15 protein-coding genes are annotated in these 15,954 nt (G+C 35.9%); 14 read left to right on the top strand and 1 reads right to left on the bottom strand.

The window, feature by feature from the left end; all coding sequences use genetic code 11:
* Positions 1 to 76: 76 nt before the first annotated feature.
* The 14 genes from ADJ83_RS14565 to ADJ83_RS14500 all read left to right on the top strand — a co-directional run bounded on the left by ADJ83_RS14565 (position 77) and on the right by ADJ83_RS14500 (position 15,253).
* Entirely contained in the window at positions 77 to 1,732 is a 1,656-nt protein-coding gene (locus ADJ83_RS14565) for a histidine kinase N-terminal 7TM domain-containing diguanylate cyclase (RefSeq protein ID WP_031535004.1), read from the top strand.
* A 350-nt stretch (positions 1,733 to 2,082) separates the two neighbouring features.
* Complete coding sequence (locus ADJ83_RS14560) at positions 2,083 to 2,406, top strand: DUF3870 domain-containing protein (protein ID WP_031535002.1); 324 nt, start codon at positions 2,083 to 2,085, stop codon at positions 2,404 to 2,406.
* Positions 2,407 to 2,544: 138 nt separating this feature from the next.
* Positions 2,545 to 3,357: a M55 family metallopeptidase gene (locus ADJ83_RS14555; protein ID WP_031535000.1), complete on the top strand. Its 813-nt coding sequence runs from the start codon at positions 2,545 to 2,547 to the stop codon at positions 3,355 to 3,357.
* Between the two features lie 13 nt (positions 3,358 to 3,370).
* Positions 3,371 to 4,300: an ABC transporter permease gene (locus ADJ83_RS14550; RefSeq protein ID WP_031534998.1), complete on the top strand. Its 930-nt coding sequence runs from the start codon at positions 3,371 to 3,373 to the stop codon at positions 4,298 to 4,300.
* A gap of 2 nt (positions 4,301 to 4,302) precedes the next feature.
* Positions 4,303 to 5,265: an ABC transporter permease gene (locus ADJ83_RS14545; RefSeq protein ID WP_031534996.1), complete on the top strand. Its 963-nt coding sequence runs from the start codon at positions 4,303 to 4,305 to the stop codon at positions 5,263 to 5,265.
* Positions 5,265 to 6,257, top strand: coding sequence for an ABC transporter ATP-binding protein (locus ADJ83_RS14540; protein ID WP_031534994.1), 993 nt, complete (start codon positions 5,265 to 5,267; stop codon positions 6,255 to 6,257). Before ADJ83_RS14545 ends, ADJ83_RS14540 begins: the two co-directional genes overlap by 1 nt.
* Positions 6,258 to 6,366: 109 nt before the next feature.
* Positions 6,367 to 7,980, top strand: coding sequence for a peptide ABC transporter substrate-binding protein (locus ADJ83_RS14535; RefSeq protein ID WP_031534992.1), 1,614 nt, complete (start codon positions 6,367 to 6,369; stop codon positions 7,978 to 7,980).
* A gap of 74 nt (positions 7,981 to 8,054) precedes the next feature.
* On the top strand, positions 8,055 to 8,984 hold the full coding sequence (locus ADJ83_RS14530) for a S66 peptidase family protein (RefSeq protein WP_031534990.1): 930 nt from the start codon (positions 8,055 to 8,057) through the stop codon (positions 8,982 to 8,984).
* Between the two features lie 87 nt (positions 8,985 to 9,071).
* Positions 9,072 to 10,172 carry a mandelate racemase/muconate lactonizing enzyme family protein gene (locus tag ADJ83_RS14525; protein ID WP_031534988.1) on the top strand — a complete coding sequence of 367 codons (1,101 nt, stop codon included), beginning with the start codon at positions 9,072 to 9,074 and terminating at the stop codon, positions 10,170 to 10,172.
* A complete protein-coding gene (locus ADJ83_RS14520; RefSeq protein WP_031534986.1) occupies positions 10,169 to 11,086 on the top strand; it encodes a C40 family peptidase in 918 nt (305 codons plus the stop codon). The genes ADJ83_RS14525 and ADJ83_RS14520 overlap by 4 nt, the downstream gene beginning before the upstream one ends.
* Before the next feature lie 12 nt (positions 11,087 to 11,098).
* Positions 11,099 to 12,058 carry an ABC transporter ATP-binding protein gene (locus tag ADJ83_RS14515; RefSeq protein WP_031534985.1) on the top strand — a complete coding sequence of 320 codons (960 nt, stop codon included), beginning with the start codon at positions 11,099 to 11,101 and terminating at the stop codon, positions 12,056 to 12,058.
* A gap of 11 nt (positions 12,059 to 12,069) precedes the next feature.
* A complete protein-coding gene (locus ADJ83_RS14510) occupies positions 12,070 to 12,852 on the top strand; it encodes a serine hydrolase (RefSeq protein WP_048718166.1) in 783 nt (260 codons plus the stop codon).
* Between the two features lie 228 nt (positions 12,853 to 13,080).
* Positions 13,081 to 13,314, top strand: a complete 234-nt coding sequence (locus ADJ83_RS14505; RefSeq protein WP_031534983.1) for a hypothetical protein — start codon at positions 13,081 to 13,083, stop codon at positions 13,312 to 13,314.
* A 1-nt stretch (position 13,315) separates the two neighbouring features.
* Complete coding sequence (locus ADJ83_RS14500; protein ID WP_031534982.1) at positions 13,316 to 15,253, top strand: hypothetical protein; 1,938 nt, start codon at positions 13,316 to 13,318, stop codon at positions 15,251 to 15,253.
* A 441-nt stretch (positions 15,254 to 15,694) separates the two neighbouring features.
* Here ADJ83_RS14500 and ADJ83_RS14495 read toward each other — a convergent pair.
* The coding region (locus tag ADJ83_RS14495) for an IS3 family transposase (protein WP_048717499.1) at positions 15,695 to 15,954 on the bottom strand (260 nt) is incomplete at its 5' end.

Raw genomic sequence — 15,954 nt, 5'->3', positions numbered from 1 at the left:
TTACTGTCATTTATAGCAAAATAGAGGTTTTTTTCGTTCTTAGCTAGTATCAACTTTTAACAAGAATTATAATAGAATGAAAGAATATAAAGAATTGAGGGACCAAAATGAAGATGAGACAGATGATTGGAATACAGGAGCAAACTTAATGGATCAATTAGTAATGATATATATTGTTTTAATAACAATGTCTGGTGCATTGCATGTCATATTAGCAATTATTGCCTATATGAATAGACATGCGTTTGAAGGCATGAGGACCTTTTTATGGTTTTCGTGTTTTATTGCTATTTATGCATTTGGATATGCATTAAGTCTTGCTAGTACAACGATAGAGGGAATGAAGTTCTGGACAGCTATTCAGTATTTAGGCATGCCTTTTTCAGCGCCTGCTACTTTAATTCTTGTTTTGCAGTATATTGGCTATGACAAGTATATAAATAAAAAAACATATTTTTTCTATTATCTAATACCGGCGATATCCTTTTTGCTACTTGCGACAAATGATTTTCACCATTTATTCTACCAATCTGTCTATTTAGAATATCGCAATGCAACTCCTATTATGCAAATCACAATAGGGCAATGGTATTTAATACATGGAGCATATACATTCGGTACGCTTGCGATTGCTTTTGTATTACTAGCAATCTATTGGTTTAGAGATAAATCTAGACAAACGAAACAAGTAATCATTCTGTTAATAGGAGTCTTTGTTCCGATTGCTGCTGCTTTTTCGTATTTAATAGGAATTACTCCTGGTGGTCTTGATCCTGTTCCAGTTGCCATGCTATTTTCTAGTTCTCTTTATTTATACTCCATCATATCCACAAAGTTTTTAGTGGTCCCGCCCATCGAAAAGGACTATGTATTTGAAAGTATGGGAGATGCTGTTCTAGTATTAGATCAAACCTACCATATTAAAGATTTTAATAAGGCAGCCTTTACTATATTTTCACATGTAAAAATAGGGGAGCATATAGCAGCTGTATTAGGAGTGGATAATCAAATCCTTCCCTTATTGAAAAATGTCCATACAGAATCAATAATACTGGAAGTAGAGATGAGTAATAATTCTATAAAAGAATATTATCAAGCAAAGATATCCCCAATAAAAAGAGGGGAGTCGACGATTGTTGGCACTACTATTATTTTTACTAATATTACCGAGCAAAAAATGGAACAGATGAATTTAACGAAACTGGCATACACGGATGGATTAACGCAAATATATAATCGGGCGTATGTTCTATCTATAGCTGAAAAGATGTTTGCCTCACATGAAAAGATGGCTGTTGTTTTGTTTGATATTGACCATTTTAAGAAAATAAATGATACATATGGTCATTTTGGAGGAGATGAAGGGCTGAAGCATGTTGCATCTTTAAGTAGAAATGTTATACCAGAAAGTGGCGTATTCGGCAGATACGGTGGAGAAGAGTTTATTCTCTTTTTATTTGGGAAAGAAGCAGAAGCAGCCAGTACCATTTCTAGTAAGTTGAGAAGATTAATTGCAGAAACTCCCTTCCATTATGATGATATAGTGATTAATATTACTGCAAGCTTTGGTGTTGCGTTAAAGGAAAATTGTACAGCACTTCCCCTTTTGATTAAGGAAGCAGATGAAGCACTATATGCTTCCAAAAAAGAAGGGAGAAATACTGTTTGTGTCGCAATGGATGGAGAATATATTAAATTATCTTCTGAGATAATTGCAGGAAAATACGGATAATAGAAGGTTTAGGGCACATATTTCTACTTGTAGGACGTGTGTTTAATATAAAATTACTACTTATGTCATCTTTTCTTACGTTATTTGTTAAAATATTTAGAAAATACTTAAAAATCTATTGCGTAAAAAAGGGTGGTGTATTACAATTTTTTATATAATCTAAATCTATCTTTTATAGTCAGAAAAGATTCTAACTATTTTGTGAAATGATAGGAAGAAAAGTATGTTAGTAGTCTTTTGCCAATCAAGGCAACCGCGCTTTTCTTAAGACATATGCATTGCTTCGAATGTTTATGATTTTCTCATAGATATCTCATGCAATATCCAGATGTTTGTAGGAGGAGTATCACATGTATCATGCTAATACCGTTTATATTATTGGAGAAAGTAAAACATCCTCTAATAATGCAATTATGCAGCAATACAATGGTTTTTTTATCGCATTGGTTGTGGATAGAGTTTCGCATACAATTGTGGATGCTGAATGTTCTTCAACTATTAATATTACCTCTTCCTTTATTAAGTCTATCGTTGTTGGAAAATCGATGTTAGATACAGACACTGTCTTAAAGGAAGTAGAAAGTCGTTATTTTGGATCTTCTCAAAAGGCAGTTATGGTTGCTTTTAAGAATGCCCATATTAAATATAAACAACTATTAAAAGAATTGGTATAAAACTGCTTTTTCTGTTATACGCAGAGGAAATCCAGTTGATAGAGACTTTATTTCTCTATTGGCTGGATTTTTTATTTTGTACGAATAAAGAGGGCTAATAAGAAAATAGGGGAGGTTTTTCTATTGGGGAAAATTTATATGTCCGTTGATATGGAAGGAATAACAGGATTAATTGATCACACACAGGTTGATTCAACTAAGTTAAATTACGAAAGAAGCCGGATTCTAATGACGGATGAGGCGAACTATGTTGTAACAAGCTTGTTTGACCAGGGCGTAGAAGAAGTAGTTGTGAATGATAGTCATAGTAAAATGAATAATTTATTGGTAGAAAGATTTCATCCGAAAACAAAGATAATAACAGGAGATGTCAAGCCGTACTCAATGGTACAGGGCCTTGATGCTACATATGATGGGGCAATCTTTGTTGGCTATCATGCACGAGCTTCCGTTCCTGGTGTTATGACACATAGCATGATCTTTGGAGTTCGTAATATGTACATAGATGATGTGGTAGTTGGCGAATTAGGGTTTAATGCCTATGTCGCAGGGTATTATGGAGTCCCCATTCTTCTTGTTGCAGGGGATGATCAAGCTGCAAAAGAAGCAGAGAAGCTTATTCCCAATGTAACAACAGCAATTGTGAAAAATAGTATTTCAAGATCAGCAGCTTTGAGCTTAACACCGGCTCAGGCAGGAGAATTATTGAAGGAAAAGACAAAGGAAGCACTAGAAAGAAAACATTTAATAAAGCCGCTAGTACCACCAACAAGTCCTTTACTCCGAATTGAGTTTGCTAATTATGGACAAGCTGAATGGGCCCATCTAATGCCAGGAACCGAAATAGAACCAGGTACTACAATAGTTCGGTTTCAAGCAAAAAGCATTTTAGAAGCTTATCAAGCCATGCTAGTTATGACTGAACTTGCGATGAGAACAACATTTTGTTAGGTGGTGAGGAGTGATGAAATCTTATTATATAAAGCGGTTTGTCTCGATGCTCGTAACTCTATGGGTTATTATTACGATTACTTTCTTCTTAATGCATTTCACACCAGGTTCTCCATTTAATGATGAAAGAACGACAAATGAGGCTATTCAGAAAAACTTAGAGGAGCAATATCATCTAGATAAACCTCTAATTGTCCAATATGGAATGTATTTAAAACAAATCGCTACCTTTGATTTTGGCATTTCGATAAAAAAATCATCTCAAACAGTGAATGAAATGATTGGAAGAGGATTTCCTGTTTCCTTTGAGCTCGGTATGGTTGCCTTAGTAGTTGCTGTCATTTCGGGGATAACACTTGGAGTAATTGCTTCCCTTAAACATAACGGGGTCATTGACTATATAGCGATGACAATAGCAGTAATAGGCATATCCATTCCTAACTTTGTTTTAGCAACCATGCTTATTCAACAGTTTGCTGTAAATTGGAAGATACTCCCGACAGCAACTTGGTCAAGCTGGAAGCATATGATTTTACCGACGATTGCACTTGCGACAAGTCCAACTGCCATTATTGCGCGATTAACAAGAACAAGCATGCTAGAGGTGTTAACACAGGATTATATAAAAACGGCAAAGGCGAAGGGGCTATCTCCATTCAAAATCATTGTAAAACACGCACTGCGCAATGCTCTTTTGCCAGTTGTGACATTATTAGGTGCTTTAGCAGCTAGTATTTTAACAGGAACATTCGTGATTGAAAAAATATTTGCGATACCTGGTATGGGAAAATACTTTGTAGATAGTATCAATAACCGTGATTACCCTGTCATTATGGGAACTACTATTTTTTACAGTACCATTTTGATTATCATGCTATTCCTCGTTGATTTAGCATATGGCATATTGGATCCTCGAATAAAACTTCAGAAAAAGGAGGGATAGCAATGGGTTTACCTCAGGAAACATTGTACGAAGAGAAGGAAGATATTGCTCTTGACGAATGGTTTGTGCCAATAGAGAAAAAGAAAGGAGAAGCAGAAGCGGTTGTTCGACCAAGTCTATCCTATTGGCAGGAAGCATGGCGAAATCTTGGGAAGAATAAATTAGCGTTGGGAGCATTAATTTTCTTAATTCTACTAATTATCATGGCTATTATAGGACCGATTCTTTCTCCCCATTCAATCTCAGAGCAAAAACTAATTAATCAAAATCAGCCACCATCTTCTGAATATTGGTTTGGGACAGATAGTTTAGGCAGAGATGTGTTTTCTAGAACTTGGTATGGAGCAAGAATATCGATATTTGTTGGGATTGCTGCTGCTGTCATTGATTTTTTGATAGGGGTAGCTTATGGAGGTCTATCGGGGTACAAGGGTGGCAGGGTAGATCATATCTTGATGAGAATAGTAGAAGTATTATATGGACTACCTTATCTATTAATTGTTATTTTAATGTCTGTAGTGATGGGGCCAGGATTAGGTTCCATTATTATCGCACTATCTATTACAGGATGGGTTGGGATGGCGCGTATCGTAAGAGGGCAAGTTCTGCAAATAAAAAACTATGAGTTTATCTTAGCATCGAAAACGTTTGGAGCAAAAACTTACAGAATAATTAGAAAAAACTTACTTCCCAATACTATGGGGCCAATTATTGTTCAGATGACTTTAACCGTTCCTTCCGCTATATTTGCGGAAGCATTCTTAAGCTTTTTAGGGCTTGGTATTCAAGCTCCTTTAACAAGTTGGGGGGTAATGGCAGATGAAGGACTATCTGCTATTTTAACAGGTCATTGGTGGAGACTATTTTTCCCAACATTATTTATTTCACTTACGATGTTTGCTTTTAATGTGTTGGGTGATGGACTCCAGGATGCATTAGATCCAAAGTTAAGGGGTGGGAAATAATGGGGAGTCTGTTAGAAGTAAATAATTTACATGTTTCTTTCGCTTCATATGGAGGAGAGGTACAAGCTGTCAGAGGAGTGAATTTTTCATTAAAAAAAGGGGAAACATTAGCAATTGTCGGCGAATCTGGTTGCGGGAAAAGTGTAACTTCCCAAACGATTATGCGATTAATCCCCAGTCCGCCGGGAAAAATCAAGGACGGTTCTATTTTATATAAAGGGAAAGATTTAACAAAGTTGAGAGAGGAAGAAATGAGAGGAATTCGAGGTTCTTCTATCTCCATGATCTTTCAAGATCCAATGACTGCCTTAAATCCTACGTTAACAATTGGTGATCAGATTATGGAAGGGATTAAGCAGCATAAGCAAATCTCAAAAGTGGAAGCAAAGAGTAAAGCTATTGAAATGCTTGAATTAGTTGGAATCCCTAATCCAGAAATGCGATTAAAACAATATCCCCATCAATTTAGTGGAGGGATGAGACAGAGAATTGTTATCGCGATGGCATTGATTTGCGAGCCAGAGATTTTGATTGCAGATGAGCCGACAACTGCTTTAGATGTAACCATTCAAGCGCAGATTTTGGACCTATTTAGAGAGATTCAGCAAAAAAGAGATGTATCGATCATTTTAATTACACATGATTTAGGCGTAGTTGCACAAGTAGCTGACCGTGTGGCAGTTATGTATGCTGGAAAAATAGTGGAGATGGGTAATAGACGAGACATTTTCTATTCTCCCCAGCATCCTTATACAAGAGGTCTATTAAACTCTGTACCTAGATTGGACCAAGAAGGAGAACTAGTACCGATAGACGGAACACCACCAGACTTATTTTCACCGCCAGAAGGATGTTCTTTTACTGCTAGATGCCCCTATGCTATGGAAGTTTGCAAGCGGGTGTATCCATTAGAAAGTAATTTGAACGATCACCATCAAATCAACTGCTGGCTCCAGGATGAGCGAGCAAAACGCATATTGCACACAATCTAATGATGTAAAAAGAAACTGTTTTTTAGCAGTGTAAGTTTATGCTATTTTTTGACTTTAAGGAAAAGTCATTTTATAGATTGCTAGATGAAAACGATGTGGGGGGAATACGATGAAAAAGATATGGATAAGTTTTTTGGCTATGGTTGTAATTTTTTCTCTTGCTGCATGTACAGCAAATAGTGATGCAGGGAAGGAAGAGTCATCTGGGGAGACGAAAGAAAAGATATTATATTTAAATAATGGACAAGAGCCTAGTTCTTTCGATCCGCCGATTGGTTTTGATAGTGTTTCCTGGACAGCTTTAAATAATTTAATGGAGGGCTTAACCCGATTGGATAACAACCATGAGCCTCAAGCTGCCATTGCTGAAAATTGGGATGTATCAGAAGATGGGAAAGTATATACTTTCCACTTAAGGGAAAATGCAAATTGGTCTAATGGAGATCCGGTTACTGCTGGGGATTTTGAATTTGCATGGAAGCGATTGTTAAATCCAGATACGAAATCGCCAGCTGCCTTTCTTGGTTATTTCATTGAGGGAGGAGAAGCATATGCAAACGGAGAGGGCTCAGCGGATGATGTAAAAGTTAAAGCGATTGATGAAAAGACGTTTGAGGTTATGTTAACAAGCCCACAGGCCTATTTCTTAAATGTCATCACCAATCCTGCCTTTTTCCCGATTAATGAAAAGGTAGCAACGGAGAATCCAGAATGGTTTTCAGAGGCAGATTCATTTGTAGGAAATGGTCCGTTTAAATTAACAAAATGGGAGCATGACAGCTATTTTGAAATGGAGAAAAACGAAACGTATTGGGATGCTGATACGGTTAAACTTAATAAAATACATTGGGCAATGGTAGATGATTCTAATACTGAATATCAAATGTTCCAAAATGGAGAATTGGATACTTCTGATGTTCCAGCAGAATTAAGTGAGCAATTATTTAATGAAGGAAAAGTAAAAGTAGAAGACCAGGCAGGAACATACTTCTATCGATTTAATGTAACAAAAGAACCTTTCACAAATAAAAATATCCGTAAAGCCTTTGCTTTAGCAGTTGATCAACAGCAAATTGTCGATTATGTAACAAAAAATCAGGAGAAACCTGCATATGGTTTTGTTTCTTATGGATACTTGGACAATAACGGAAATGATTTTCGTGAAACGAGTGGAGATTTAATAAAAACAGATGTAGAAGAAGCAAAGAAATTACTTGAACAAGGAATGAAGGAAGAAGGCTATAAAACATTACCAGAAGTGACGCTCACCTATAGCACAAATGATACACATAAGGCAATAGCGGAAGCTCTACAAGCAATGTTTAAGGATAATCTTGGGGTAGATGTAAAGCTTGCAAATATGGAATCAAGTGTCTTTACTCAAGAACAAACAGCATTGAAGCTGCAATTATCCAGAAGTTCCTTCCTAGCAGACTATGGTGATCCAATTAACTTTTTGGAAAACTTCCAAACAGGTTTAGCAATGAATAGAACGGGTTGGTCAAATGCTGAATATGATCAATTAATTAAAGATGCTAAGAGTGAATCTGATGAAGCAACACGTTATGAATTAATGTATAAAGCAGAAAAGTTATTGCTTGATGAGGCACCAATTTTCCCAATTCATTTCTATAACTATGTGTATTTACAAAATGATAGTGTGACGGGAATTGTTCGTCATCCAGTTGGATATCTTGAGTTAAAATGGGCAGATAAAAAATAAATGGAGGGGAGAAGGGATGAACGGAAGGCATCCCTTTTTTCCTTAAAGCATTCAAAAAACGAAACGAGAAAGGGATTAAAAAAGTGATAAAGCCGGAACGTTTAAAAAAAGGAGATACTGTTGCAGTAATCGCCCCAGCAAGTCCGCCATCGCCCAACTTTTTAAGGAAAGGTATTAGCTATCTGGAAGAGGAATTAGGTTTAAAAGTTAAAGTTGGACAACATGTTTACGACCATTACGGTTATTTAGCAGGAGAAGATGAATCTAGATTAATAGATTTAGAAAATGCATTTTTAGATAAAGAAGTAAAAGGAATTTTCTGTGCATGTGGAGGATATGGAACAGCAAGGTTGGCAAGTAAGATTAACTATTCAATAATTTCTCAAAATCCAAAAATATTTTGGGGTTATAGTGATATAACTTTTTTGCATACAGCTATCTCTAATAGCACTGGATTGGTTACTTTTCATGGTCCAATGCTTTCTTCTGATATTGGGAAGGAAGACTGTCATCCTTTATCGAAAGACCTATTCCAACAATTATTTGAACCAAAGGAAATGCTATATACCGAAGAATACTCACCGCTAGAGGTTTTAGTGGAAGGGAAGGCATCTGGAAGGATAACAGGAGGAAATCTTTCCCTTATCACAAGTTCAATTGGTACTCCTTTTGAAATAAATACAAAATCGAATATCTTATTGATAGAAGATATAAATGAAGAACCGCGCTCTGTAGATCGGATGCTTAATCAATTACTGCAAGCTGGGAAGCTAACCGATGCTGCCGGAATCGTTATCGGTGACTTCCATCAATGTCATTCTAAAAGAGATAAATCACTTGCATTAGAAGAAGTGATGGATCACTACATTCAAAAAGCTGGGAAACCCGCGATGAAGGGATTTAAAATAGGACATTGCTCTCCTCAAGTGTCAATCCCGCTAGGTGTGAATGCGGAAATAAACACGAATGAGAAAGTATTAATGATTGATAGTGGGGTGGAATAACGATAGAAGGAGATTGAAAGTTTTAGAACGAGTCAATAATTAATTAACACCATAAAACTAGAATTTTTTTAATAAGGATGGTACATAGTGAAGATAACAAGAATTGAAACATTCCGTGTCGCAGTTCCGTTAATCAAGCCTTTTAAGACTGCATTACGAACCGTAACTATTGCAGATTCTGTATATGTAAAAATTACATGTGAAAACGGAATTGTTGGTTGGGGAGAAGCACCACCGACTTTAGTGATAACTGGAGACAGCCTGAAAAGCATTGAAGCGTCTATTCATGAAGTGTTCAAACCATATTTATTGAGTAAAAGTGTTTTGCAACTCGAATTATTACTTCAAGGAATCCATCAAATACTTGTAGGAAATGTAAGTGCAAAAGCAGCAATTGATATGGCGCTTTATGATTGTTTTTCTCAATATTGTAAACTGCCGCTTTATCAATTATTAGGCGGATATAATAATACATTGGAAACAGATTATACAGTAAGTGTTAATGATCCGATTGAAATGGGAGAAGACGCAGCAAGCTATGTTAAGCAAGGGTTTACTGTATTAAAGATTAAAGTTGGAAAAGATGAAATTCAAACGGATATTAATAGAATGATAGAAATTAGACGAAGAGTAGGGAAGGAAATTAAATTAAGATTGGATGCTAATCAAGGCTGGAGCCCGAAAGAAGCAGTTACAGCAATACGAAAAATGGAGGATTTAGGACTAAACATCGAATTAGTTGAGCAGCCGGTTAAAGCAGCGGATATACAAGGGCTGAAGAAAGTAACCGATTCAGTAGATACTTTAATTATGGCTGATGAAGCTGTATTTACTCCGAATCAAGCCTTTGAGGTGCTAAAAACACGTAGTGCTGATTTGATTAATATTAAATTAATGAAATCGGGAGGGATCTACCGAGCTCAGATTATTAACCATCTGGCTGAAGTCTCTGGAGTAGAATGTATGGTCGGAAGTATGATTGAAACGAAATTAGGAATTACTGCAGCTGCACATTTTGCAGCAAGTAAAAAGAATATAACTCGTTATGATTTTGATGCACCACTGATGTTGGCTGAGGATATAGTGGGTGGAGGTATTCAATATAACGGAAGAAGCATCACTCTATCTGATCAATTTGGCTTAGGAATAAATCATATTCTTGGACACGAAAAGGAGAATGTGGGATGAGTAAATATGATGTGAAAATAGTGGATGTTCCTGTTGCTACCCTTTGGACAAGTGAAGACTCGGCAAGGGAAATTGATTGTATGGCAATTGATAATCCATGTGATATGAAGAACTGGATAGATAGCCTTGATTATGAAAAAGGACTGGAGCTTTGTACCGGGAACTTAGTACAATCACAAGTATTGTATGGCCAAGAGGTATATGTCTTGGCAGAAAAAGAGGACTGGATGTTTGTTGCATTGCCCAATCAAGCGACTAAAAAAAATCAGCTAGGTTATCCGGGGTGGATACCGAAAAAACAATTAGTAGAAAAAGGGATTTACTCTTTACAAAGTGGACCGATTGCAGTTATTGAAGCATCTACAACAGATTTATGTGATGTCAATAAAGATGCTGTATTGCAATTAGCCTTCCAAACGAGGCTTCCACTAAAAAATCAAGAAGGGGAATGGGTACAAGTGACTACACCTACTGGAGAAGGGTGGATTAAAGCTGAGGATGTATCCAGTTATTCCTCTTCTCAAGATGTCCGTAAAGGAACGGGGAAGGATATAGTGAAGCAAGGAGAACGATTTTTGGGTCTTGATTATTTATGGGGTGGCATGAGTTCTTATGGTTATGATTGCTCAGGTTTCAGTTACTCCATGTGTTTAGCAAATGGTTATGTGATACCGAGAGATGCAAGTGAGCAGGCAGAGGCAGGGAAAAATGTTCCTTTAGATGATATAGAGCCAGGAGATTTATTATTTTTTGCTTACGAGGAAGGGAAAGGAAAGATTCACCATGTAGGTATCTATTATGGAGAAAATAAATTGCTTCATTCTCCTAAGACAGGAAAAACAATCGAAATTATTCCTTTAAAAAATACAAACTATGAAAAAGAATTATGTATAGCAAGAAGATATTGGGAATAAGGAGAGAATGATATGGCACAGCAAGTTCTATTGAAGGTAGATAATCTATCGAAATATTTTGAATTAGAAAAAAATACGACATTACAAGCTGTATCAAATGTCTCCTTTCAAATTAAAAAAGGAGAAACATTTGGCATTGTTGGTGAATCAGGCTGTGGAAAATCGACATTGGGTAGGACGATTATTGGACTGTATAAAGCTTCAAATGGACAGATTCTGTATAATGATACCAATATGGAGAACATTTCTGAAAAGGATACTTTTTCGTTTCGTCGCAAAATGCAAATGATTTTTCAGGACCCTTATGCTTCGTTAAATCCTCGTTCTACTGTGCGAGAGATTTTGGCAGAACCTTTGGAAATTCATGGAGTGTATCATACAAAGGAAGAAAAAAATGCAAGGATAGATGAGTTATTGGAAAGTGTTGGTCTAAATAGAGAACATGGTAATCGATTTCCACATGAATTTAGTGGGGGACAAAGACAAAGAATTGGCATAGCAAGAGCTTTGGCGTTAGAGCCTGAATTTATTATTGCTGACGAGCCGATTTCTGCATTAGATGTTTCTGTTCAAGCTCAAGTAGTAAATCTATTAAAACGATTACAAAGAGAAAAACAATTAACCTATCTATTTATAGCCCATGATTTATCGATGGTAAAGCAAATTAGTGATCGAATTGGCGTCATGTATTTAGGGAATTTAGTAGAATTAACAGATAGTAAAGAGTTGTATTCGAATCCACTTCATCCATATACACAGGCGCTCCTTTCTGCTATTCCGATTCCAGATCCTGATATAGAAGACAAAAGGGAACGAATCATCTTAAAAGGGGAGATACCAAGTCCGGTAAACCCACCAAGTGGTTGTGTTTTTCGAACGCGCTGTCCTCATGCAATGGATATTTGTGCCAATGATAAGCCAACTTGGCAGCAACGAGAAAATGGTCATTTTGTAGCATGTCATCTTTATTAGGAGATAGCAGAATGGATATAGAGAGATTAAGCAAAAGTATAAACAAAATTGCACAGGAGCATAGGGGACAAGGTCATTTAGGGATAGCTATTGAGTGGAAGGGACAATTTTTTTTTCTAAACGAAAGGGATGTCTTTCCAAGTGCTAGTCTAATTAAATTACCAATTATGATAGAAGGATTTATGCAAAGCCTAAGTGGAACCTTAGAGTTGGACGAGTTAATAAGAGTTGATAATATTCGGAAAGCAGGAGGAGCGGGTATCGTTCAATACATCTCCCCACAAAGCTATTTATCAATCGGTGATTTACTTACTTCGATGATTATTGTTTCAGATAATATGGCAACCAACTATTTGATTGAACGACTTGGACTGGAAAGTATTAATAGCAGATGCCAACAGCTTGGAATGTCCAATACAGTTCTTCAACGAAAAATGATGGATCAACAAGCAAGAGAAAGAAAATTGGATAACTATACTTCCCCTCTAGACATTATTCGGTGTTTAAAGGCTATTCAGAACGATAAGAATCAAAGTGCTAAGAGAATCCTAAGCAATCAGCAACTTCTTGATAAACTGCCCTATTATCTTGGAGAGAATCGCTCTATTAGGATTGCCAATAAAACAGGAGAGTTAGATAAGGTCGAACACGATTGTGCTATTATCGAGTACGAGGATGAAATTATCTATGTTGCGATTTTAACAGATCAATTACCAACTAATCAAAAAGGAAAAGAGATTATCCAATTAATTGGGGCCAGTATTTTTGAATGTATATCCGACAAAAAAGTCTGAACTTGTTAATAAAGGGTTCCGTTTTGAGGTGCTTTCTTAATAAATGACATAAGAAATGACGTATGAATTGGCATACGTCATTTTCTTGTTATATCAAGGTTTATTAAACTTTTTGATTTATTTTGACACCATAAAGTTTAGAGTTTTCCACATTGGACAATACTTGTTGTACAATGAAAACTCGATGCCAATTATAGTGTCAAATTTATTGTCATTTAGGAGGTCATTATGCATTTCATTGAACCTAAAAAGAGATTAGAGAAAAAAGCCGACTGGCGTGTTTCAGAACACACAAAATTAACTGTAAAACATTACGCTGAGTATACAGGTTACACAGAAGATGAGGTCGTTGATATGTTCTTGAAGAACCTTTTAGATGATCAGAATTTTATCGATTGGATAAATCGAAAACGTCGAAATAAGAGGATAGTGCAACAATTAGACCTTAGTGAGGAAGCATAAGATGGCAAAGTTAAAAAGATTAACAAATAAAACGGATAATATCTTTGATGTAATTGTTCCTGTTTCCGAGGAAGAACGATTAGAAAGAGAAGAGAACTACTTATTATTACCGGATAATCGTTTTGCGACTAAATACCGTAATGCTCTATTCGAACCTGTTACCATAAGGTACAAAGATCAAGAATATACCATTCAAATGAATAGTTGTATTAATCCTTATTGCAATAACTTCGGAATGCCTCAAGTTCAATATGAATTAAAAGGTAAGCCTAAAAGATACAAATCAGCACTCGCAAAATCTGGAACCGAATCCAGGCTCATTTGTAATCCAGTAACACCTAGTGTTGGAGCAGTTTGGAATTGCGGGAATTATGCGATGTCTAATTGGGCTATCGCAGAAGAAATTAGAAGACTGGCTGAAGTTAATTCAGTTCTGCCAATGGAATCTGAATATAACTTTCATAAAGAAGGTTGTGAAACATCAGGATTAACACCCTTCAATCAAAAAGAAGCATTTAGAAGATGTGGAAAAAGTAGCGGTAATTCTCAAAAATATCAATGTAAGTGCTGCAAGAAAATCACTAATGTATTGCCTTCCACAAAAGAAAGTACAACTTATCATCAAAAAAGAAACGATATATTACCTTTATTTGCTGAATTAATTACAAATAGAACTCCTGTAAATAGGGTAATTGAAATTTTGGATATAGGGGCACAAACTTACTATAACAAGTTGGAATGGCTTTATAAAAAGTGCCTTGAGTTTCAAGAGAGGCACGAAATAAAGCTCAAAGAAAAAGAATTTAAAGAGTTATGGATTAATACTGATAAGATGATCTATTTCCTTAACAATGTACGCAAGAAAAACGCGGGTTCAAAATATCTTTTAGAACAGGAAGAAAAGCAATTCCCTACGCAAGTCATTATTAGCAGCGATATATTATCTAGATATGTTTTTAGGTCAGATATCGCTTACGATTGGGATATTACCTTAGAGGAAATCAATGAGCACACAAAAATCTATAAAGACGATCATCTACATACTTTTGCTCAAAAATACGGTCACTTAAGATTTCCGTTTGCCCCTCAACCTCCAACTGAGTTTGACACACAAACGAACAATGAGTATGAAAAGGAAAAGGAAAAGTTTTTCAGGAGATCTAATTACATCGATGGTTTACACACCAATTCAACCTATACAACGGTTGCTCATTTTTGGCATTTGAAACAAATATTAAATGCGAATGAATGGCGATTTACTACTGACCAGGATTCATCAATTATTTCAGCATTAATGAGGGTGTTTTCAAGAGAAGTTAAATTGAGCGATTTACACCATTTCATTTATAAAATTGATAAAAGTAAATCTTTACGTGAGTCGATGGAAGATTACAAAGATTCAAGAGCTGTAATAAGAAATTGGGCATTAAACTTGAATATCGAAGACAAAAACATTACTAGATTAGCTAGATTAATGCTGGCCGAAGAATTGAAGCATCACAAATTTTACGCTGAAGTTGAAAAAGACGGAAGATTTGTTCGTAAATGGTATCAAAACCCTATTGTACATCCACTTCCATTTAAGGATACTGGATACGCAACCGTTGACTGTACAACAGATGTGAGTACTTTGGAACCTGAAGACCTTGCTAGAATGATACAAAAAATAAATAATAAATCAACTGATACATTCATTAATCAAATTCGCAGAAGAATTTCTATATTAGAAAGACCATTAGTTACTTCTAGGGGAGATGGTAAGAGTTATATCTATTCCAACTTCAATCCTAAGTATGCTCAGTATGCTATAACTATCTTAAGAACATATTACAACTTTTGTATGCCTTATAAGGCTTATGGGGAATTGTCAACTCCGGCACAAAGAATTGGAATTGTAGATAAAGTATATAATTGGGAAGATATTATTTATTTTAGATAGAACACGTTCTTTGTGTATTGATGTTAAACAAGGGGATAATAAATTTACGACTAGTGTTGGCGAATACAATCTTAGCCTGATTGTCATTTGTTGCACAAAAAAAGGCCACTTCTGGTAACGGGTTCCGTTTTCGAGTACAAAATATAAAAAAGCATTAGAAAAGGGACATCAAATTGAACTGACCTAGCCAAATGAGACATATATAAAACACCTATCCATATTAAATTTAACACTTTTTCATTAATTTGATATTGGTTCTTTACTGGAAATAGTTCAGGCACTTTGTCACTTTACTTGGAGCCTCTGCGGGCATAGATTCTTTAGCCAGGAAGCCAGATATCTCAAAGAGAATCTGGCTTAGCCATAATAGGCTATCATGCCCGCATCTCCAAATAAAGTGCATGTCTTTTCTACATGCAAAGTGGATAACCCCGAAATCCTTTAAGCTGCCTTTAATCCAAATTCTATTGGAGTTAAGTAGCCTAATTTTGCTTGAATCCTACCCTCGTTGTAATGATGAATGTACCCATCTATTCTAGAAATAACTTCTAAATTAGCTAGGGTATTAAACTTACAATATTGGAATTCCTCTGTCTTTAAATTTGAATGAAATGATTCAATCACCGCATTGTCCCAACAGTTCCCTCGTCTGGACATACTACCTACTAAATGATGTTCCTTCAAATAATTTTGAAAAGTAT

Origin of the sequence: Bacillus sp. 522_BSPC (genome assembly GCF_001076885.1) — a bacterium.
GTDB classification, from domain to species: Bacteria; Bacillota; Bacilli; order Bacillales; family Cytobacillaceae; genus Niallia; species Niallia hominis.
The sequence above is the reverse complement of the archived record's forward strand: the minus strand, read 5'-3'. Positions and strand labels throughout refer to the sequence as shown.